Annotated in this window: 22 protein-coding genes; all 22 read right to left on the bottom strand. The window is 41.8% G+C overall.

Going from position 1 to position 19,775, the window contains the following annotated elements:
* Position 1 precedes the first annotated feature (1 nt).
* Complete coding sequence (gene fliF / locus ACFOZY_RS02085) at positions 2–1,585, bottom strand: flagellar basal-body MS-ring/collar protein FliF (RefSeq protein ID WP_378151745.1); 1,584 nt, start codon at positions 1,583–1,585, stop codon at positions 2–4.
* A 43-nt stretch (positions 1,586–1,628) separates the two neighbouring features.
* Positions 1,629–1,931, bottom strand: a complete 303-nt coding sequence (gene fliE / locus ACFOZY_RS02090) for a flagellar hook-basal body complex protein FliE (RefSeq protein ID WP_378151747.1) — start codon at positions 1,929–1,931, stop codon at positions 1,629–1,631.
* A gap of 44 nt (positions 1,932–1,975) precedes the next feature.
* Positions 1,976–2,437 (bottom strand): flagellar basal body rod protein FlgC, encoded by a 462-nt coding sequence (gene flgC / locus ACFOZY_RS02095; protein WP_378151749.1) that lies wholly within the window; start codon positions 2,435–2,437, stop codon positions 1,976–1,978.
* Positions 2,438–2,439: 2 nt separating this feature from the next.
* Positions 2,440–2,829, bottom strand: coding sequence for a flagellar basal body rod protein FlgB (gene flgB / locus ACFOZY_RS02100; RefSeq protein WP_378151751.1), 390 nt, complete (start codon positions 2,827–2,829; stop codon positions 2,440–2,442).
* Between the two features lie 237 nt (positions 2,830–3,066).
* Positions 3,067–3,846 (bottom strand): GTP-sensing pleiotropic transcriptional regulator CodY, encoded by a 780-nt coding sequence (gene codY, locus ACFOZY_RS02105; protein ID WP_378151753.1) that lies wholly within the window; start codon positions 3,844–3,846, stop codon positions 3,067–3,069.
* Positions 3,847–3,941: 95 nt separating this feature from the next.
* Positions 3,942–5,336 carry an HslU--HslV peptidase ATPase subunit gene (hslU, locus tag ACFOZY_RS02110; RefSeq protein WP_378152195.1) on the bottom strand — a complete coding sequence of 465 codons (1,395 nt, stop codon included), beginning with the start codon at positions 5,334–5,336 and terminating at the stop codon, positions 3,942–3,944.
* Positions 5,323–5,880 (bottom strand): ATP-dependent protease subunit HslV, encoded by a 558-nt coding sequence (gene hslV, locus ACFOZY_RS02115; protein WP_378151755.1) that lies wholly within the window; start codon positions 5,878–5,880, stop codon positions 5,323–5,325. Before hslV ends, hslU begins: the two co-directional genes overlap by 14 nt.
* 18 nt (positions 5,881–5,898) lie before the next feature.
* Positions 5,899–6,795 carry a tyrosine recombinase XerC gene (xerC, locus tag ACFOZY_RS02120; protein WP_378151757.1) on the bottom strand — a complete coding sequence of 299 codons (897 nt, stop codon included), beginning with the start codon at positions 6,793–6,795 and terminating at the stop codon, positions 5,899–5,901.
* A 139-nt stretch (positions 6,796–6,934) separates the two neighbouring features.
* The gene (topA, locus tag ACFOZY_RS02125; RefSeq protein WP_378151759.1) at positions 6,935–9,010 is read right to left on the bottom strand and encodes a type I DNA topoisomerase; all 2,076 of its coding nucleotides are present in this window, start codon (positions 9,008–9,010) and stop codon (positions 6,935–6,937) included.
* Between the two features lie 217 nt (positions 9,011–9,227).
* Positions 9,228–10,118, bottom strand: coding sequence for a DNA-processing protein DprA (dprA, locus tag ACFOZY_RS02130; RefSeq protein ID WP_378151761.1), 891 nt, complete (start codon positions 10,116–10,118; stop codon positions 9,228–9,230).
* A gap of 56 nt (positions 10,119–10,174) precedes the next feature.
* The gene (sucD, locus tag ACFOZY_RS02135) at positions 10,175–11,077 is read right to left on the bottom strand and encodes a succinate--CoA ligase subunit alpha (protein ID WP_378151764.1); all 903 of its coding nucleotides are present in this window, start codon (positions 11,075–11,077) and stop codon (positions 10,175–10,177) included.
* An 18-nt stretch (positions 11,078–11,095) separates the two neighbouring features.
* A complete protein-coding gene (sucC, locus tag ACFOZY_RS02140) occupies positions 11,096–12,256 on the bottom strand; it encodes an ADP-forming succinate--CoA ligase subunit beta (RefSeq protein ID WP_378151766.1) in 1,161 nt (386 codons plus the stop codon).
* Between the two features lie 207 nt (positions 12,257–12,463).
* A complete protein-coding gene (locus ACFOZY_RS02145; RefSeq protein ID WP_378151768.1) occupies positions 12,464–12,751 on the bottom strand; it encodes an EscU/YscU/HrcU family type III secretion system export apparatus switch protein in 288 nt (95 codons plus the stop codon).
* The gene (locus ACFOZY_RS02150; protein ID WP_378151770.1) at positions 12,748–14,538 is read right to left on the bottom strand and encodes a hypothetical protein; all 1,791 of its coding nucleotides are present in this window, start codon (positions 14,536–14,538) and stop codon (positions 12,748–12,750) included. The genes ACFOZY_RS02145 and ACFOZY_RS02150 overlap by 4 nt, the downstream gene beginning before the upstream one ends.
* 5 nt (positions 14,539–14,543) lie before the next feature.
* Complete coding sequence (locus ACFOZY_RS02155) at positions 14,544–15,311, bottom strand: ribonuclease HII (protein ID WP_378151772.1); 768 nt, start codon at positions 15,309–15,311, stop codon at positions 14,544–14,546.
* Between the two features lie 92 nt (positions 15,312–15,403).
* On the bottom strand, positions 15,404–16,258 hold the full coding sequence (gene ylqF, locus ACFOZY_RS02160; protein WP_378151775.1) for a ribosome biogenesis GTPase YlqF: 855 nt from the start codon (positions 16,256–16,258) through the stop codon (positions 15,404–15,406).
* Between the two features lie 16 nt (positions 16,259–16,274).
* Positions 16,275–16,844 carry a signal peptidase I gene (gene lepB, locus ACFOZY_RS02165; RefSeq protein WP_378151777.1) on the bottom strand — a complete coding sequence of 190 codons (570 nt, stop codon included), beginning with the start codon at positions 16,842–16,844 and terminating at the stop codon, positions 16,275–16,277.
* A 172-nt stretch (positions 16,845–17,016) separates the two neighbouring features.
* The gene (gene rplS / locus ACFOZY_RS02170) at positions 17,017–17,361 is read right to left on the bottom strand and encodes a 50S ribosomal protein L19 (RefSeq protein ID WP_378151779.1); all 345 of its coding nucleotides are present in this window, start codon (positions 17,359–17,361) and stop codon (positions 17,017–17,019) included.
* Between the two features lie 505 nt (positions 17,362–17,866).
* Positions 17,867–18,601 carry a tRNA (guanosine(37)-N1)-methyltransferase TrmD gene (gene trmD / locus ACFOZY_RS02175; RefSeq protein ID WP_378152197.1) on the bottom strand — a complete coding sequence of 245 codons (735 nt, stop codon included), beginning with the start codon at positions 18,599–18,601 and terminating at the stop codon, positions 17,867–17,869.
* Positions 18,601–19,110 (bottom strand): ribosome maturation factor RimM, encoded by a 510-nt coding sequence (gene rimM, locus ACFOZY_RS02180; protein ID WP_378151781.1) that lies wholly within the window; start codon positions 19,108–19,110, stop codon positions 18,601–18,603. Before rimM ends, trmD begins: the two co-directional genes overlap by 1 nt.
* A gap of 51 nt (positions 19,111–19,161) precedes the next feature.
* A complete protein-coding gene (locus ACFOZY_RS02185) occupies positions 19,162–19,395 on the bottom strand; it encodes a KH domain-containing protein (protein WP_378151783.1) in 234 nt (77 codons plus the stop codon).
* 14 nt (positions 19,396–19,409) lie between these two features.
* Positions 19,410–19,682, bottom strand: a complete 273-nt coding sequence (gene rpsP / locus ACFOZY_RS02190; protein WP_378151785.1) for a 30S ribosomal protein S16 — start codon at positions 19,680–19,682, stop codon at positions 19,410–19,412.
* Between the last annotated feature and the right edge of the window lie 93 nt (positions 19,683–19,775).

A 19,775-nucleotide genomic window follows, 5' to 3' on the forward strand; every position in this document is an offset into this window, starting at 1 on the left:
TTTAATCTTCAGCAATCCAAGTGCGTAGCAGTTTCGCAAATTCTTCCGGCTTTTCTTTCGCCATCTTTTCTAATTGCTTTCTGCGCAGAGTGGATTCTGTTTCTTTTTCCGTATTAATGTCTTCCACGTTGAGCATGATTTCTTCTTCCAAGACTTTTTCGTCTATAACCGAACGACGGGAACGGAACATAAAGAAGAGAAGGAGTACAATTACAACGAGCAATACTGCACCAACGACATATACCCACCAAGGGATTGCTGACCCAGTTAATACCGTTGCAGTTGATTTGCCGGAGAATGGTTGTACGGAAACTGCAATTTTCTCACCGATTTGTTCTTCCGTAAGTTCTCCAGCGGATTCTTTATCTATTGAAGTACGTACAATGGTACTAAGAATCTGTTCAACATCTTCTTGAACTCCTGCGGGTAATGATTCCGGATCATCCGGTACAGGAGGCTCGACCATTACCTGAATTCCGATATCACGGATGCGATAAGGACTTTCTACGATATTCTTCCGGATTCGGTTGACTTCGTTGTTAATGGTCTCTTCAATCCGTTCATAATCGCCGGAAGCCGTTGAACCTTCTGCGTAATTGGTAAAGTTATCCGTCGGGTCTCCCCCTTCCGGAGTTCCACCATCAACTGGCGGATTCCCTGTAAATGTTTCGGAAATCCGTTGGGCACTTAACGCAATTCCTTCCATGTTCTCTTTATCCACTGGTTCTACAAGATTCTCTTCACGTTGCTCCTGTTGGAAATCGATATCCGTGGTAACAGACACAACCACTTTTTCCTGGCCCATTAATGTACCCAACATCATTTGCACTTGACGCTGGAGATCACGCTCAATGGTCTTTTTAAGTTGTAGCTGATCAGCAATAGACGTGCCAGTAGATCCGGATTTCGAATTGTTTAAATCGAAATACTCAAAATATTGGTTCGTGATGACGATATTATCTGTAGATAAATTCGGTACACTTTTTGAAACTAAGTTATAAAGTGCTGTAATCTGTGTATCAGAAAATTGATAACCCGGCTCTGTGTTCAATACAATCGATGCGGAAGCTTCTGCATTCCCCTGATTGAGGAATACACCTTGCTCTGGCATAGTAATCATTACCTTGGCATCCTTAACTCCTTGTACACCCTTAATCAAATTTGATAATTCAGTTTGCATAGAAGCGAGCTTAAGGACATCAAACTCATTATCTGTCATTCCGAATCCCGCATTTTGAGAAAAGAAGGAATAATCGATTCTTCCTGATTCCGGATACCCTTCAGATGCTAATTGCACCAATAGGTCGTCTACCATCTCACTTGGCACTAAAATGGATGTGCCACCTGGAGCTACTTCATTCGGAACGCCCTGACTATCTAAAGTTTCTTTTATTTTTCCGATTTCGGAACGGGATACATCTGTATAAAGCGGAACAAAATTCGTTTTAGTGGCAAAAAACGTAATCAGCGCAGCAAGGACAATGACACCTGCTAAAGTGCCAATTAAAGTGCCTTTCTGCGCTCTCGTACGGCTTGTCCAGTATCCCGAGAGATCGGATCTTATTTTCATTAATCTCTCTTTCATTGCAATCCTCCGGTCAAGTGATCAAGTCAACTAAGTATTCCATTTAGACTGGCATTCTCATGACTTCTTGGTATGCTTCAATCACTTTATTTCTGATTTCCATCGTGGCATTGAGTGTAATGCTTGCCTTCTGGGAAGCGATCATCACCTGATGCAGTTCCACTTCTTCTCCACGAATCAGTTTTCCTGTCAGCTTGTCAGAGACAGCTTGCTGATCATTAACAGACTGGATTGCGTCTTTCAGCATGGTTCCAAAATTTTGTTGGGCTTCAAATGGTGTAACTCTTGCGGATTGCGGTTGTGCAGCCAAACCCGGACCCATGAGTGATACTGATTGAATTGCCAAAACAACTTCCCCCTAAACTGAACTATGTATTCTTTATTTCTTTCTTACTTCCCAATCTCTAATGCTTTCATAAGCATCGATTTATTGGCATTCAACGCTGTGACGTTCGCTTCATAAGAACGCGTAGCAGATATAAGGTCAACCATTTCACGTAATGGATCGACATTCGGCATTTCGACATACCCAGCGTCGTTTGCGTCAGGGTGTGAAGGGTCAAAAACCAATTTAAACGGTGTCTCATTATCTTCGTTCACAGCTGTAACTTTCACACCTGATCCAGCACCATTACGATCAGCCTTGCCGATTGCGGTATTGAGGAATGAAGAAAATTGTCCACCTTGAGATTGCAACGTAACGGTCTTCCTGCGGTAAGGCTGCCACTCTCCCTCGACAAATTTCGCACGAGTGGTATCAATATTCGCCATATTGGAGGAAATGACATCCATCCGCAGGCGTTGGGCAGTCAGCGCAGAGGCTGAGGTATTTATACTATGAAAAATTGACAACGTTACCTGCCTCCTTTAATCACGTTCTGAAGGGTGTTCAGTTTACCATTCATTCGATCAACTAATGCATTATAGTAGATGGTATTCGTTGCAAGATTAGCCTGCTCCTTATCCATATCTACTCCGTTTCCATTACTTCTGTAACGGAATTGGGAACTGAACGTGCCACCGCCCGATCCGCTGGATTCAAATTCAATATGACGTTGGTCTGTACGATATGCTTGGATAGGCGAAGTTTTAGCTTCATTCAGCATCTGACTGAAACTGACATCTTTCGACTTATAGTTCGGCGTGTCGACGTTTGCGATATTTTGAGAAATCACTTTACTTTTTAGCGCAGAATAATTCAATCCACGTTCTAAATCCGTAATAGTCCCACTAAACAAACTCATTTCCCCTACACCTTTCCATAATTATCTATTATTATTACAAAACTATAACTCTATTGTAATAGAAGCAAGAAAGTAGTGTCTACGGCATTTGAAGTACTTTTAATAGGTCGAAAAGCCTGTTTTTTAGTAAATTCATGAAAGTTCGTCGACTTTTTTGAAACCAGGGTCCTATTTGTCGAACATTGTCGAAAAAAGAAAAAGCACTTCCGTTACGGAAGTGCCTTCTTTTTACCTACATTATTTAGATTTTAAATTTTCCAGTTCTGTCAGGAATTTGTCATTTAATACTTTAATGTAAGTCCCTTTCATTCCTAAGGAACGAGACTCAATTACGCCTGCACTTTCCAATTTACGCAAGGCATTAACGATGACCGAACGAGTGATGCCGACGCGGTCTGCAATTTTAGATGCAACTAATAGGCCCTCTGTTCCGTTCAACTCTTCAAAAATGTGCTCAATGGCTTCCAATTCACTGTAAGATAGGGAGTTGATGGCCATTTGAACCACAGCCTTGCTGCGTGCTTCAAGTTCAATTTCTTCAGATTTCTCACGTAGAATTTCCATACCAACAACAGTAGCACCGTATTCAGCCAAGATTAAATCATCATCTTCAAATTCTTGGTTCATACGTGCAAGGATGAGTGTTCCTAAACGTTCCCCTCCACCAATAATCGGAACGATTGTTGTCAAACCCTCTTGGAAAAGATCGCTGTTTTCAATAGGGAAAGCAGTCAAATCGTTATTGAGGCGTATATTGGAAGATGTTCCCGTAACTCCGAAAAGCTTTTGTGTATATTCTTCCGGGAACTGGCGCTCTTCAAACATCTTCTTCATACGTTCATTTTCAATCTGTTGATTGATCGCAAGACCTAACAACTTACCTTTGCGGCTTAAAATGTACACATTACTTTCGATGACATGGCTCAAAGTTTCCGCCATCTCTTTAAAGTTTACCGGTTTTCCGGCAGATGCCTGAAGCATCGAGTTAATTTCGCGTGTTTTCTGTAATAAATTCATCTACAACTTCCTCCTATGGGAATAATATACCCATTAATTCAAAATTCTAAAGGTTTTTAATCGTTCAGAATAGTTTTTGCCTACATTAGTCTACATTATAAGATAAATTGTGACAAATCTTTATTCTTTATTATGGTTCCTAATTTTTGATCGACATACTGTGAAGTGATTTCAATTTGCGTCGGTGCTATATCAGAAGCCTCGAATGACAGATCTTCCAATAACTTTTCTAAAATGGTATGCAAACGTCTGGCCCCGATGTTTTCAGTATTCATATTCACTTCATCAGCGATTTCAGCTAATCTTACAATTGCATCATCCTTGAAGTTAATGGAAACCCCCTCAGTTTCTAAAAGCGCCGTATACTGGGTGATCAAGGAATTATCTGGTTCTTTCAAAATCCGGATCAAATCATCTTTCGTCAACTTCTCAAGTTCTACACGGATAGGGAAACGGCCTTGCAATTCGGGTATGATATCAGAAGGCTTTGCCATGTGGAAAGCCCCTGCTGCTATAAATAGCATATAGTCTGTCTTAACCGGACCATATTTTGTCGTTACAGTAGACCCCTCTACAATCGGTAATATATCACGTTGAACACCTTCACGCGATACATCTGCGGAAGATGAACCGCCGCTCCGACTCGCAATTTTGTCCATCTCATCTATAAAAATGATTCCTGATTGTTCAGCACGTTCGATAGCAATTTGAGAAATCTCCTCGGTATCCACCAATTTTTGAGCTTCTTCCAATGTCAGTACTCGGCGTGCGTCTTTTACTTTCATTTTCCTTTTTTTCTTGCGCTTTGGCATCATACCGGATAACGCGTCTTGCATACTTGAGCCCATCTGTTCCATACCCGAACCTTGTAAAGCGTCAAACAAGGAAGGCGTCTGCTCTGTAACCTCTACCGTAATCCATTCGTCCTCAAGCTTTCCTTCTCTTAATCGATCCGCGACTTCCGAACGCTTTATACGAATTTCGGTTTCTTCACCAGAATCGGTCTCCTCTTCCATCCGCTGTCCAAAAATCATTTCGAAAGGATTTTGTCCGCTTTGTTTCTTTTTTAAAGATGGCACTAAAAGCTTGACAATCCGCTCATCGGCTAACCGTTCAGCCTGATCTTTCACTTCGTCCATTTTCTCTTCCTTAACGATACGGACTGCCGATTCCGTCAAATCACGGACCATCGATTCAACATCCCGGCCAACATAGCCGACCTCAGTAAATTTCGTCGCTTCTACTTTAATGAAAGGAGCATTGATCAACTTGGCAATTCTACGGGCAATTTCAGTTTTCCCCACACCGGTAGGACCTATCATCAATATATTTTTCGGAATAATTTCATTTCGCTGTTCTTCTGTTAAAAGATTCCGTCGATAGCGATTCCGGATAGCGACAGCTACTGCTTTTTTGGCATTCTGCTGTCCTACGATATACCTGTCCAAATGCTCCATCAACTGTCTTGGCGTCCAATCATTCTTTTTCATCATCTAACGCCTCCACAATAATTTCATGGTTTGTAAAGACACAAATATCCGCAGCAATTGTCAAAGCCGCTTTAGCAATTTCCACTGCACTCAGTTCCTCTCCAGAGTATTGACGTAATGCGCGTCCTGCAGCAAGGGCATAATTGCCGCCAGAGCCGATAGCCAAAATTCCGTCGTCTGGTTCAATTACTTCTCCCGTTCCCGAAACTAATAGCAGCTGATCTTTATTCATGACGATTAACATCGCTTCAAGTTTTCGAAGAATGCGGTCACCCCGCCATTCCTTAGCAAGCTCTACTGCTGCACGCTGCAAGTTGCCATTATACTCCATTAACTTTCCTTCAAACATTTCGAACAATGTAAATGCATCCGCTACCGAGCCGGCGAAACCTGCCAATACTTGACCGTTGAATAGTCTTCGTACTTTTCGGGCAGTATGTTTCATCACCACGGAATTACCTAACGTTACTTGTCCGTCACCGGACATGGCACATCGTCCTTTATGATGTATAGCAAATATCGTTGTTGCATGGAAATCCGTCATGGTGTTTCACCTTTCCTTTCACGCCCTTGGATGGGCATTTATATAGGTTTTCCGTAAATGTTCCTTCGTTACATGGGTGTACACTTGGGTAGAGGAGAGGTGGGCATGCCCCAACAATTCCTGCACAGTTCTCATATCTGCTCCGTTATTCAACAAATGTGTTGCAAAGGTATGACGGATCATATGAGGATAGATCTTTTGCAAGGAAGCTTTTTTTACCATCTCATCGAGTATGTAACGTACTCCTCTATCCGTTAATGGTTCACCACGAAGATTGACGAAAAGGGAGTCATGTAGCTTTTCTTTCATGATGAAGGGGCGTGACTCCTCACTATATGCCTTTAATGCTTCTGCTGCATAATGGCCGAACGGAATATAACGTTCTTTTCTTCCCTTCCCCATCACTCGGACGATCCCTAAGTGGAGATCGGCATCCCCTACTTTTAAAGACGTCATTTCGCTCACTCGGATTCCTGTCGCATAGAGAAGTTCTAAAATCGCCATATTTCGCAGAGATTTTCGGTCGCTCCCTAAGTTAGCCTTGAATAATTGTTCAAGTTCCTCTTCATAAAAAAACTGAGGAAGTTTCTCCTCTTTCTTTGGGTGGTAAAGCGATCTGAATGCATCTTCTTTGATTCCATACTTGCGATTTGCGAATCTGAAAAAAGATCGGATGGATGAAATTTTTCGTGATATGGACGTCCTCGCCAATTGCTGATCATACAAATTGTTCACAAATAATCTGGCTTGTGAATACTCCACGTCATCCAAATCCATTATTGACTCCGTTTTTAGAAAATCAAAAAATTCTTTTACATCCTTTTCATATTCAGCAACCGTGTACGGAGAAAAGTTTTTTTCAAGCTGTAAGTAAGTAATAAATTCATCGATTGCTTGCTCAGTGCCTAATTTCATGCAATCTCCTCCACAATTCAAAAGCCTCTAAATTATAACAACATTTAGAGGCTCTTGACAATAAAAGTGATATTGAATTCTTAAAATTTAGAATTGTATCTATCACAATTTATTCAATTATTTGGGAGAATATTCAAATTCACTTTTGTGGTTCTTCTTTATAATCGCATTTCACACATTGGATTTGGATCCCTTTTTTAAGCTTTTTCTCAACTAACAAACTACTGCACTTTGGACAAGGACGATTGATCGGCTTATCCCATGATACAAATTCACATTCTGGATAACGACTGCAACCATAGAAAATCCGTTTAGTCTTACTCTTCCGCTCTACAATTTCCCCTTGCTTACAGGAAGGGCAAGTTACGCCAATCGTTTTAATAATCGCTTTCGTGTTCCTACATTCAGGGAAGTTGCTGCAGGCCATGAATTTTCCATAGCGGCCAAGCTTGAATACCATCGGCGACCCACAATTCTCACAATCTTCACCAGCCGGTTCATCCTTGATTTCTATCTTTTCCATTTCCTTGTCGGCCACTTTTAAATGTTTTTCGAAGTCCTTGTAGAATTCATCAATGACTTCAACCCATTTCACTTTGCCGCCTTCGATTTCATCGAGGTTCTTTTCCATTTCAGCAGTGAATTCGATATTAATGATATCCGGGAAAAATTCAGCCATTATGTCATGGACAATCGTTCCAAGTTCAGTAGGAACAAATCGCTTCGCATCTAAAGTGACATATCCACGCTTCTGAATCGTATCTAAAGTTGGCGCATACGTTGATGGCCTTCCAATCCCAAGTTCTTCAAGGGTTTTTACAAGCCTTGCTTCTGAATAGCGCGGAGGCGGCTGAGTAAAATGTTGTTTCGGATCTATTTTAATATTTTTGATCGAATCTCCTTTTTCCATCTCCGGAAGGATCCGATCCTTTTCTTCTACGGTATCATCCGTACCCTCTACATAAACTTTCATAAATCCTTGGAACTTCACTTGTGATCCATTTGCACGAAAAACGACATCATCTTGTCGTAAATCAATGGTCACGGTATCCAAAACAGCAGGAGCCATTTGACTTGCCAAGAATCGTTCCCATATCAATTTATATAGTCTATAAAGGTCCTTCGACAAAATATTTTTGAGCTGGTCAGGAGTCCTTAGCGTACTCGTCGGGCGGATTGCCTCGTGGGCATCTTGTGTATTAGCACCTGCTTTAGCCCCTTTTGAAGAGGATGAAATATATTCTTTTCCATATTCTCTTTCAATGTAGTCTGACGCTTCTTTCTTTGCTGTATCGGAAATTCTTGTTGAATCCGTTCTCATGTAAGTAATGAGACCGACTGTCCCTTCCTTCCCGATATCAATACCTTCATAGAGTTGCTGAGCAAGCATCATAGTTTTTCTTGCCCGGAAATTTAGTTTCCGAGCGGCTTCTTGTTGCAGGGAGGAAGTGATAAAGGAAGGTGCCGGATTTCGTCTGCGTTCCTTTTTAACTACGCTATCTACAACAAACTGATCACTTTTAATCTTGTTTAATAGTTCATCTACCGATTTCTGATCGGTAAGTTTCACCTTTTCTTTTCCGTTGCCATGGTACATCGCTTCAAAAGTATATTTCCCTTTTTCAAATTGACCAGTAATCGTCCAATATTCTTCGGGTTTGAAGTTTTTGATTTCATTTTCCCGGTCAATAATCAGTCTTAGTGCTACTGATTGCACCCTACCTGCGGAAAGTCCTTTTTTCACTTTTTTCCATAGAATTGGGCTGATATTATAACCCACTAAACGGTCGAGAACCCGTCGTGCCTGTTGAGCATCGACAAGTCCCAAGTTAATAGGTCTTGGATGTTTGAATGAGTCTTGAATAGCATCTTTCGTGATTTCATTGAAAACTACTCTACATTCTGAATCGATATCTATTCCGAGTGCTTTAGCCAAATGCCAAGCGATTGCTTCCCCTTCACGGTCCGGGTCGGCCGCAAGATAAACTTTTTTCGCTTTTTTTGCAGCATTTTTTAATTCCGTTAATACTTGGCCTTTGCCACGGATGGTAATATACTTTGGCTCGTAGTTTTTAGTCGCATCTACACCCATTTGACTTTTGGGTAAATCGATGACATGTCCGAGAGATGCTTTTACTTTATATTTTTTTCCTAAATAACGTTCAATCGTCTTCGCCTTCGCGGGCGATTCAACGATGACTAAGTAGTCTGACATGAATGTGCCTCCCCATAGAGGTTACTTTTACTGCGTTTTTCATGAGAGGAAATGATGTAGTGGTGAAGACAAACTGTCGTGGGCTCCAAAAAGAATCCCCTACCAACCAATCAATTTAAATGTCCTCTTTCATAAAAACATTCTTTAAAAGAATTCCTGTTGCAAAATGTATACCAGTTTTAGTTTTTATGCAACTTTTTTTCATCATATGCAACTTTTAGCTTTTTGGTTGAATGAATTCTTCAATGATTTGATACCCATTCCAGACAGGTTTTGCACCCTCTAAAAGTAACTGATGTGGACCTAATGATAACTCTGATTGTATAGAACCTGGAACTGCAAAAACATCTTTTCCGTGTTCCAATGCGTGTTCCATTGTACTAACAGTCCCGCTTTTCTTTGCCGCCTCCGTAACAACGACACCATTCGACAAACCGCTAATAATGCGATTCCGCATCGGAAAATGCCATCTTTTCGGCCCGGTATACGGTGGGTACTCAGATAATAGTAAATGATTTGTAGATATTTCTTCAGCTAATTCTTTGTTTTCTTTCGGATAAATATGAAAAAAACCGGAGCCTAACACGGCAATCGTTTTTCCGCCATACCTTAGGGCAGAGTGATGGGCCATTGTATCTGCTCCTCTTGCAAGACCGCTTACAATCACTATATCTTTCTCGACTAATGGAGGAATAATATAGTTTAAGGATTGTTCTGTGTAAATCGTCGCTTTTCTTGATCCGATGACCGCTATTTTCCATTTAGCAATTAAAAGTTCCAATTTCCCTTTTGCATAGAGGACTGCTGGCGGATCTACCAGTTCGTGAAGTAATGAGGGATAAAGTTCGTGGTTAAACGGGATGGGGGTAATTCCGTGGAACCGATAAGCATCTTTAAATTGAGTTTTCAACGCTTCGCTATACGTGCTGCTTACTCTCTTTGCCTTGTCGGCAGGCAAATTCAGTAGAGATGACAAACGCAACACATCCATCTTGTCCACTTCACATAAATTCGGATCCGAATTTAAAAGTGGCTGTAATTTGTTTAGCGGCACTGGATGTACATAATGAAGTGCTAATAATCGCTGTACAAACAGCTCTTCCTTCATTTCTTCCCTCCTTATTATAGAAAAAAGTGTAGTGCTTGTCGCACTACACTTCCATCTTAATGTGTTTTACATTGTTCGTACAAGCCTTTTTCCTTAATAACTTTAATTAATGTCGAACCGATATCAGAAGGAGTAGGTGCTACTTCCATTCCTGCAGCTTCCATAGCTTTAATTTTGTCGGCTGCTGTACCTTTACCGCCGGAAATAATGGCACCTGCGTGTCCCATACGTTTTCCTGGAGGTGCAGTTTGACCACCGATGAAGCCTACTACCGGCTTCGTCATGTTCGCTTTGATCCATTCTGCAGCTTCCTCTTCAGCAGTACCACCGATTTCCCCGATCATAACAACTGCAAGAGTTTCAGGGTCTTCGTTAAATGCTTTTAGAACATCGATAAAGTCAGTTCCGTTTACAGGGTCCCCACCGATTCCGACTGCAGAAGTTTGACCGATACCCGCTTGAGTCAATTGGTGTACTGCTTCGTAAGTCAATGTTCCGGAACGTGAAACTACTCCAACATGGCCTTTCTTATGGATGTAACCAGGCATGATACCGATTTTAGTTTCATCTGCAGTAATAACGCCAGGACAGTTTGGACCAATCAGACGAGTCTTTTTGCCTTCCATGTACCGTTTTACTTTCACCATATCCAATACCGGGATATGCTCTGTGATACAGATTGTCAAATCCAATTCAGCATCAACCGCTTCAAGGATTGCATCAGCTGCAAACGGAGCCGGAACGTAGATGACAGAAACATTTGCACCTGTTGCTTTCACAGCATCTTCAACTGTGTTATATACAGGAACTCCTTCTACTTCCATACCTTCCTTACCAGGCGTTACACCTGCAACGATTTTCGTTCCATACTCCAGCATTTGTTTTGTATGGAATGTTGCTGTTGCGCCTGTAATCCCTTGTACAATAACTTTTGTATCTTTATCAACATATACGCCCATTAGTTTTCCCTGCCTTTCTTAGCCTACAAGCTCAACAATCTTTTGTGCACCATCCGCCATTGAATCTGCAGCAATGATGTTCAAACCGGATTCATTCAATAATTTCTTGCCAAGATCAACGTTAGTCCCTTCAAGACGTACAACGAGTGGTACTTGAAGACCAACTTCTTTTGTAGCAGTGATTACACCTTCTGCGATGATGTCACATTTCATGATACCGCCGAAAATGTTAACGAAGATCCCTTTAACATTTGCATCAGAAAGGATGATTTTGAATGCTTCTGTTACTTTTTCAGCAGTCGCACCGCCCCCAACGTCAAGGAAGTTAGCCGGTCTGCCGCCAAAGTATGAAATTGTATCCATTGTAGACATAGCAAGGCCTGCACCGTTTACCATACAGCCGATGTTGCCATCAAGCGATACATAGCTCAGGTCATATTTCGATGCTTCGATTTCTTTCGGATCTTCTTCATCGTAGTCACGAAGTTCAAGAATTTCCGGATGTCTGTAAAGTGCATTGGAATCAAAGTTGAATTTTGCATCAAGTGCCATAACATCGCCCTCTTTAGTAACAACTAACGGGTTGATTTCGACAATGGATGCATCTTTTTCGACATACGCTTGGTATAGTCCCAACATGAATTTAGCTGCTTTGTTCACCAATTTAGAAGGGATATTCATATTGAAAGCCATACGACGAGCTTGGAAGCCAGTAAGACCGACAACAGGATCGATCACTTCTTTGAAGATTTTCTCAGGTGTCTTTTCAGCTACCTCTTCAATGTCCATTCCGCCTTCTTCAGAACCCATCAACGTGACGCGGTCTGTAGCACGGTCAAGAACTAAGCCTAAATAGTATTCTTTTTCAATATTGGAACCTTCTTCGATGTAAAGGCGTTTAACTTCTTTACCTTCCGGGCCTGTTTGGTGAGTGACAAGAACTTTTCCGAGAAGCTCTTTTGCATATGTACGAACTTCGTCTAAGTTCTTAGCAATTTTGACACCGCCGGCTTTACCGCGTCCACCTGCATGGATTTGCGCTTTCACGACAACTACCTCTGTGCTAAGCTCTTTCGCGACTTTTACTGCTTCGTCAGGAGAAAATGCTACCTTCCCGTTCGCAACAGCTACACCATACTGTCTAAGGAGCTCTTTCCCTTGATATTCATGGATATTCATCTTACGTCCTCCATTTCGCACTTCTGACAAGTTATTTACTACCCATCCATTGTATAAAATGTGTCAAACAATGTCCACAATTGTCTTTTAAGCGTTTTCAAATTATAAGTAGTTGTTATTTTCAGAAAACCGAAGTCTCTATAAATCAAATAAAAAGGGCTTTGGATTGAACACGACAATAATCGACATGTCCCAAAGACATGCCGATTACTTTTGACGAGATCCATGTTCTTTATCGAGCCGATAGACGAAAGCGAATACTTCTGCAACTGCTTGGTAGAGCTCCTCTGGAATCGATTCGTTAATATCCAGCTTCCCTAACAATTCCACGAGACTGGCGTCTTCTTGAACGGGTACGCCATGTTCTGCTGCTTTTTCTAAAATATTTTCCGCTATCTTTCCCTTCCCTTTCGCTATTACCTTTGGGGCATCCTGTTGTTCCGATTGATAGGAAAGAGCTACGGCTTCTTTTCTTTTGTATTGATGATCCTTCATATCCGGATATCCACCCCTTTCACAGGGTCTGAAGGTTTTTTCTTCACTGTTGTTGATTGCTCAGCAAACGTTTTTATAGTAAGACCTGATAGTCTGTAGTCTGCCGCAGCAAGACCTTCCTTCAGTGCCTCACGAAACGGCTCTGCTGCCCTCATAAGCCCTTCCGCCTCATTATATACATTGATGGTCACCACACGGTTTTGTACCGCCATATCCACCACTGTTTCCTTTAGGAACGATAGTTGCAAATAAAAGAGTACACGGACATATTCAGAATCAATTTTACCGTCTTCTTTCATACGGCCGGTCCAGTTGAGGGTTGCGTCCATCTTCTTGCCGAAAAATTGCAGTGGAATTTGCATCACAATTTGCTGTTGGTGACCTGACTCCGCGGATAACAATTGAGCACCATTCAGACGATATATTATATGCTCTGCGCTTTCTTTCAACTGTGCAGAAGTTGCCGGATGTTGAATAAGCGAAAGCAATTGTGGTTTTAATTGATCGATAACCGAAGGATCGAATGTTTTCCCGTTTAAGCTGTGTTCATAACCTAATCCCATAGTTTTCAGTACGTTTTTGATGACCGTTTCGAAAACCTTGCCATCAATAGTGTTTTCAGTATTTTGCATCGCTTGTTGCAGTAATTGCCTCATTTTAAAGTCATCCGCATCTTGAAAAGCTTGGAGTAGATTATTCAATTTGGGCAGTCCGGGGTCTGCCTGTTCGTCCATACCAAACAAAGACAATAAATGCTTCATAACAGTTTCGTTTTGCTGTAATTCTGGTCCGCTCAATGCCTTAACCAAGTTCTGGTGAAGCTCTTTAATCATAGTAGAAGACACGGATTGATCTGCTATTTTCAGGTTTTCCGGCAGATTCAATGATTCGATTGTTTGATTGTACTGGCGGATGTATTGGCTGGAATTTTTCGGTTCAGATAATAGGATTTGTTTAAGCATCTTTCCTAAAGATTCATCAGGCAGTTTTCCACTCGTTGATAAGACTTCCACTGACCAATTAGACATTGTGGCAGTAGTTGGAAGTATATGACTCTGTTTTAATGTGTTGAATACAGCCGCCTCGCCACTTAAGGTTAAATTTAATGCTGAAGTTGCTAATAATGAAACTGCGGTTTGAGTACGGATGGGTTCTGCTATATTTCCTAATGTATTCATTAAACGTTGTCGGTCCGATAGTGGTAATTGTTGTTCTTGATGCAGCTGATTCGAGAGATTACCGATTAGTGAAAGTAGTCCAGATTTGTCTAATCCTCCTAAAACTGATTGGAATGCTTGAGACGTGAATGGCACTTTCAAAGAAACCATCTTTTCCAACGCCAACAGGGCACTGCTAAGTTGTTCAGGTGGCAATGATTTCAGCCAAGACTCGGCCATTAGAAGCTGTTCATTTGTCATCGGAATTTGCTTACTGACGATCATGGACAGGAGTGTATTCATTTCTTTCGTATTAGGCAACCCTAATGCTTGGGCGAGCAGGCCAATTTGCTTCATATCGGTCGGATGTTGACTAACAGGATCACCTGCAATTTTCAGCTGAATTTCCGGAGTGGTAGAGGTCACAACAAAATAATGGGAATCGCCAGCTTTAAGAGGGACTTCCATTTTCGCCACCAGCCTATGTCCACCTACCGCTACTTCTGCTGTTTGTTCAGGGAAAAGTTGTTGAACGGTTCCATGGAATACCTGTCCCTGTTTCAGCACGAGCGGTTGTGGCTGTTGTATTGGCCGTACTGGACTAATACCTGGGAAATGGCCCATATTCATTGTAATCACCCCTTATAATTCGATTTAATCGGTTCAAAACTCTTTCTATGTTCAGAGATTGGACCGAACTTCTCAAGACCCGCTAAATGTTCTTTCGTACCGTAGCCCATGTTTTTTGCAAATCCGTAATGAGGATATAATTTATCGAGTTGTTCCATATATTCGTCCCTTGCGGTTTTTGCAAGTATGGAAGCGGCTGCGATTGCCAAGCTTTTTTCATCACCTTTGATGATCGATTCTGTCCTCATGAGCAATGGCAGCTTCATCGCATCCACCAATACGACATGTGGAGATGTATTTAAGGATAGTACCGACTCTGTCATGGATCGTTTAGTTGCCTCGTAAATGTTAAGTTCGTCAATAACTTTAGAAGGTTGGAAGTGGACAGCATAGGATACCGCGATTCTTTTGATTTCTGATGCAAATGCCATACGTTTTTCTTTAGGAATCTGTTTTGAATCATTCAGACCAAGAAGGGTTTCTGTATTTTCAGGAAGAATGACTGCTGCCGTCACTACAGGACCCGCTAACGGTCCACGCCCAGCCTCATCCACTCCTGCTATGTATCGATTGATCTCATTACGAAATGAATGATCAAAACGTTCTTTTTCCAGATGTGCCACCCTTACGGCATTCCTTTGTTTATACCGCCGACTCCAGCTCTCTATCGCCTTCTGGACGCCGGAGCGACCGTCTGTTTTCAACTCTTCCATCCACTCTTGCCATTCATCGAATTCTTGCAAAAGTTGTTGGATTTCTTTCACACTTTTCATACTAGCATTTCCCCAATTCTTCCTGCTGTACTCTATATCGGCTTATTACAGGCAAAATAAAGAAACCTCTTTTGCACAAGGCAAAAAAGGCTTTATCCTTCAAGTTCCTCTACAAAATCAAAACTTAACTTTCCTAATTCCTCATTACGGATATCTCGGACGATTAGCTCAGCAACGGCGTCGTAATCGGTCTCTCCACCTTTGACTTTCCCTCGGAGCCTGCCGATATGATCGAAGGTATTGGCAATTTTTTCATCAATCGCTGAGATTTTAAATCGTTTCTCTAAACGTTCCGGATAGTGCACCTCTAAAAAATGGAGTCCGAAAATCGCTAAATCTTCCATATTTGTGATCGTGTCTTTAATCGCACCTGTCAAAGCGAGTTTGTAACCGACTGATTGGTCTTCAAACTTCGGCCACAATATACCCGGCGTATCCAATAGCTCGATTTCTTTCCCTACCTTGATCCATTGCTGTGCTTTCGTGACACCTGGCGTATTGCCTGTTTTCGCTATATTCTTCTTTGCCAGCCTATTAATGAGAGTCGACTTTCCTACATTAGGAATTCCTACAATCATTGCCCGGATCGCTCTCGGCTTCATTCCACGGGACTTCATCCGTTCCCATTTTTCTGTCAAAATTTCCTGTGCTGCCTTCGTTACAATTTTTAAATCCTTACTTTCAAAGCTATTTATGGCAACGGCCATATGACCGTTCTCTTCAAAATAACGAATCCATTTTTTCGTTTCGGCTTCATCTGCCATATCCGACTTATTCAAAATAAGTAAACGCGGCTTTTGTTGGATTACTTCGTCAATCATTGGATTTCTCGAAGAGTATGGAAGCCGAGCGTCGATCAACTCAAAAATAATGTCGACCAACTTTAGTTTTTCGGTTACTTCCCTTCTGGCTTTCGCCATATGTCCGGGAAACCATTGGATCGTCATATATAAACCTACTTTCTTATTTTACAATTCCGAAGTCCTCGACCGGCCAAAATACAAAACTTGTATTGCCGATGATTTCGTCAATCGCTATAACCCCGATATGCCGGCTGTCCTTACTATTCCGTCGATTGTCACCCATCACAAATACGTGGCCAGCAGGAACTTTTTCTTCTTGAATGACATCCATCAGTGTGAAGTCTTCAGTTAGCGTACCTTCAGTCACCTCTGCTTTATATTCATCCAGATAGGGTTCATCATATTCTTTCCCATTAATAATTAGTTGATCATTCTTATATTCAACCGTGTCCCCTGGAAGACCGATTACCCGTTTTATGTAATCTTTCTGTTCGGGTGCATGGAATACGATAATGTCAAATCGGTCAGGCTCTCCCAACGAATAGCCGATTTTATTGACAATCATCCGATCCCCGTGTTCAAGAGTCGGCATCATCGATTCTCCATCTACTACAATCGGCGTAAAGATGAAGTATCGGATTAAAGCTGCCAATCCGAAGGCGATCAATAACGCTTTCGTCCACTCTAAAAATTCATTTTTCGGTTTTTTCTCTTCGATATCTTGTGTCATCCAAACGCCTCCCAGGTATTTCTCTTCTTAATTGTACAGTGTATTTTCCAGACAATCAAAAAGAAAAGAATGCTACTTCTACTGTATCCTTTTATGTAGAACGCTTAAACAAAAAAATAGAAAAGAAAAGGACTTGGCACTAAAAGCCAGGTCCTTTTCTGGAAGTACAAGATTATCGAATTTCTTTGATACGTGCTGCTTTACCACGAAGGTTACGCAAGTAGTACAATTTCGCACGACGAACTTTACCGCGACGAATAACTTCAAGCTTAGCGATTTTTGGTGTGTGTATAGGGAATGTACGCTCAACGCCTACACCGTAAGAGATTTTACGGACTGTAAAAGTTTCGCTGATTCCGCCACCACGACGTTTAATAACAACGCCTTCGAAAAGCTGGATACGTTCACGAGTTCCTTCAACAACCTTCACGTGCACGCGTACTGTATCACCAGGACGGAATGCAGGAAGATCAGTACGAAGCTGTTCTTTCGTGATTTCTGAAATAATGTTTTGCATCGTTTTCTCTCCTTATACAGATGCTCATACACGCTTTTTCTGCTGCAGCGGAACACCGTAATTATGCACTTCGCATAGAAGTACAAAATAGATGTTAACACATTGCGTGTCAGCGTGCAAGCACCAATTACTATATTATCGGAAGTTATCTATATAGTTTCCTTCGGAATCCGGGAGGGAGGATTGCTTAGGCCCGCACGATGCGGGTCATGCGTCCGTTGCCACAGGACGTGGCGAACTTAGGACGCCTTCCTCTAAGGAGTCTTCGCAATCCTCTCTCCCTATAGTTCTTCCTTTTACATATTGAGCGCCTCGCGAAGCGGAAGCGCCTGTACTATTTCGCAAAATTATGATGAATGATTATAATTATTGTTTAGCCAACACCAGCGAGTCGCCTCGCAAGGGGAAGGCGGAGACGTAAGACTGGTGACGATTAAGTCACCGAGGCTTACGGCGGGAGCCCTCCACAAAGCGGCGAGCGAAATTAGCTGCAATAACTCTCAATTTAACTATTTTGATTCTTCAATTGCTCCAAGTACTTTTTCTGATGATCGGATAACGGGGCATTTTCCAGCAAATCGGGTCTGCGTTCAAATGTGCGAAGGATCGATTGCTCTTCTCTCCATCGGTCAATCATCGCATGGTTTCCGGAAAGCAATACATCCGGCACTTTCATCCCCCTAAAGTCAGCGGGTCTTGTATAATGCGGGTGTTCCAACAAGCCGGTTGAAAAAGAATCCTTAACCGGTGAATCTTCATTACCGAGAACCCCTGGCAGAAGGCGGACAACACTATCGACAATTGTCATCGCTGCCAGTTCGCCACCTGTCAATATGAAGTCTCCAATTGAAATCTCATCAGTCACAAGATGCTGTCGGATCCGTTCATCATAACCTTCATAATGGCCACAAAGCAAAATGAGTTCTTCTTCTTCTGCGAGCTCTTCTGCCTTTGCTTGTGAAAAACGTTCCCCTTGTGGATCCATTAAGATGACCCGGGGTTTTTGTCTACCTTCCGTTAGAGATTCCACAGCACTGAAGAACGGTTCGGGCTTCAATACCATACCAGCTCCTCCGCCGTAAGGATAATCATCTACCTGATTATGTTTACCGACAGCGAACTGCCTGAAATCCATTACAGAAAGCTCAACTGCCCCTTTTTCTTGAGCCTTTTTTAAAATTGATGAACCGAAGACACCCTCAAACATATCCGGGAATAAGGAGAGTACATGGATTTTCATCATAACAGCCCATCAATCACTTCAATCGTGATTTTCTTCTCATCTATATTTACTTCTTTTACAACGTCTTCGATATACGGGATATAATGAGTTTTCTCTTTTCCTTTTACCGCCCAGACGTCATTTGCTCCAGTTTGAATAATTTCAGTGATCGTCCCAATTTCTTCCCCTTCTAAACCAACGACTTGGCAGCCGATGATTTCATGAAAGTAGAATTCATCTTCTTCCAACTCTGAAAGTTGATCCTCTGATACCTTCAGAACGCCGTCCCTTAACGGTTCAACATCATTAATCGTCGGATATCCTTCAAATGTTAGAAGATCAAAATTCTTATGCACTCTGTGACTTGCGACGGTCAACAGGATTGGCTTGTCCGAACCCGGTTTAAAAAAGCCCAGGACGTTCCCTACAGCATAACGCTCCTCTGGAAAGTCTGTACGAGAGATGACGCGGACTTCTCCTCTAATGCCATGTGTATTGACGATTTTCCCTACATTAAACCATTTCACATGAAAAACCCCCTAACAAAAAAGGAAGGAACACGGGCTCCCTCCTTTTTCTTAATCCAAAATATCGACAAATGTCTTTTTCTTATGGTGACTGTTTGCTGCTGAGTAAACGATCGTCCGGATTGCTTTCGCGACCCTTCCTTGCTTTCCAATGACCTTCCCCATATCTTCAGGATGGACAGAAAGCTTATAGACGATACGGCTAGCATTTTCGTCCTTTTCAATTCGGACTTCTTCCGGATGATCAACTAAAGGTTTAACAATCGTTTGGATCAGCTGCTCCATACAGACGCCTCCGATTATTTGCTGATTTTAGAGTTATGGAATTTCTCCATGATGCCTTGTTGAGAGAACAAGTTACGTACTGTGTCAGATGGTTGAGCACCATTTTGAAGCCATTTCAAAGCCAATTCTTCATCGATTTTAACTTCAACCGGTGAAGTAAGTGGATTGTAAGTGCCCACTGTTACGATTTGACGTCCATCACGAGGAGAACGAGAATCTGCTACAACAATACGATAGAAAGGTGATTTTTTTGCACCCATACGTTTTAAACGAATTTTTACTGCCATTGTTTATTGCACCTCCGAATAGTTTCACACAAGATAGTATAATAGCAAGCTTTTTGATGTTTGTAAAGTGTTTTTTCTTAACACCTTATTTTT

This window comes from Chungangia koreensis (genome assembly GCF_042651785.1).
GTDB lineage: Bacteria > Bacillota > Bacilli > Bacillales_A > Planococcaceae > Chungangia > Chungangia koreensis.

What these genes read in the sequence shown, in the direction of transcription:
- fliF (WP_378151745.1), bottom strand. Translation starts at nt 1,585, where the DNA reads ATGAAAGAGAGATTAATGAAAATAAGATCCGATCTCTCGGGATACTGG.
- flgB (WP_378151751.1), bottom strand. Translation starts at nt 2,829, where the DNA reads ATGAGTTTGTTTAGTGGGACTATTACGGATTTAGAACGTGGATTGAAT.
- codY (WP_378151753.1), bottom strand. Translation starts at nt 3,846, where the DNA reads ATGAATTTATTACAGAAAACACGCGAAATTAACTCGATGCTTCAGGCA.
- hslU (WP_378152195.1), bottom strand. Translation starts at nt 5,336, where the DNA reads ATGAAAAAGAATGATTGGACGCCAAGACAGTTGATGGAGCATTTGGAC.
- hslV (WP_378151755.1), bottom strand. Translation starts at nt 5,880, where the DNA reads ATGACGGATTTCCATGCAACAACGATATTTGCTATACATCATAAAGGA.
- xerC (WP_378151757.1), bottom strand. Translation starts at nt 6,795, where the DNA reads ATGAAATTAGGCACTGAGCAAGCAATCGATGAATTTATTACTTACTTA.
- topA (WP_378151759.1), bottom strand. Translation starts at nt 9,010, where the DNA reads ATGTCAGACTACTTAGTCATCGTTGAATCGCCCGCGAAGGCGAAGACG.
- dprA (WP_378151761.1), bottom strand. Translation starts at nt 10,118, where the DNA reads ATGAAGGAAGAGCTGTTTGTACAGCGATTATTAGCACTTCATTATGTA.
- sucD (WP_378151764.1), bottom strand. Translation starts at nt 11,077, where the DNA reads ATGGGCGTATATGTTGATAAAGATACAAAAGTTATTGTACAAGGGATT.
- sucC (WP_378151766.1), bottom strand. Translation starts at nt 12,256, where the DNA reads ATGAATATCCATGAATATCAAGGGAAAGAGCTCCTTAGACAGTATGGT.
- ACFOZY_RS02145 (WP_378151768.1), bottom strand. Translation starts at nt 12,751, where the DNA reads ATGAAGGATCATCAATACAAAAGAAAAGAAGCCGTAGCTCTTTCCTAT.
- ACFOZY_RS02150 (WP_378151770.1), bottom strand. Translation starts at nt 14,538, where the DNA reads ATGAATATGGGCCATTTCCCAGGTATTAGTCCAGTACGGCCAATACAA.
- ACFOZY_RS02155 (WP_378151772.1), bottom strand. Translation starts at nt 15,311, where the DNA reads ATGAAAAGTGTGAAAGAAATCCAACAACTTTTGCAAGAATTCGATGAA.
- ylqF (WP_378151775.1), bottom strand. Translation starts at nt 16,258, where the DNA reads ATGACGATCCAATGGTTTCCCGGACATATGGCGAAAGCCAGAAGGGAA.
- lepB (WP_378151777.1), bottom strand. Translation starts at nt 16,844, where the DNA reads ATGACACAAGATATCGAAGAGAAAAAACCGAAAAATGAATTTTTAGAG.
- rplS (WP_378151779.1), bottom strand. Translation starts at nt 17,361, where the DNA reads ATGCAAAACATTATTTCAGAAATCACGAAAGAACAGCTTCGTACTGAT.
- trmD (WP_378152197.1), bottom strand. Translation starts at nt 18,601, where the DNA reads ATGAAAATCCATGTACTCTCCTTATTCCCGGATATGTTTGAGGGTGTC.
- ACFOZY_RS02185 (WP_378151783.1), bottom strand. Translation starts at nt 19,395, where the DNA reads ATGGAGCAGCTGATCCAAACGATTGTTAAACCTTTAGTTGATCATCCG.
- rpsP (WP_378151785.1), bottom strand. Translation starts at nt 19,682, where the DNA reads ATGGCAGTAAAAATTCGTTTAAAACGTATGGGTGCAAAAAAATCACCT.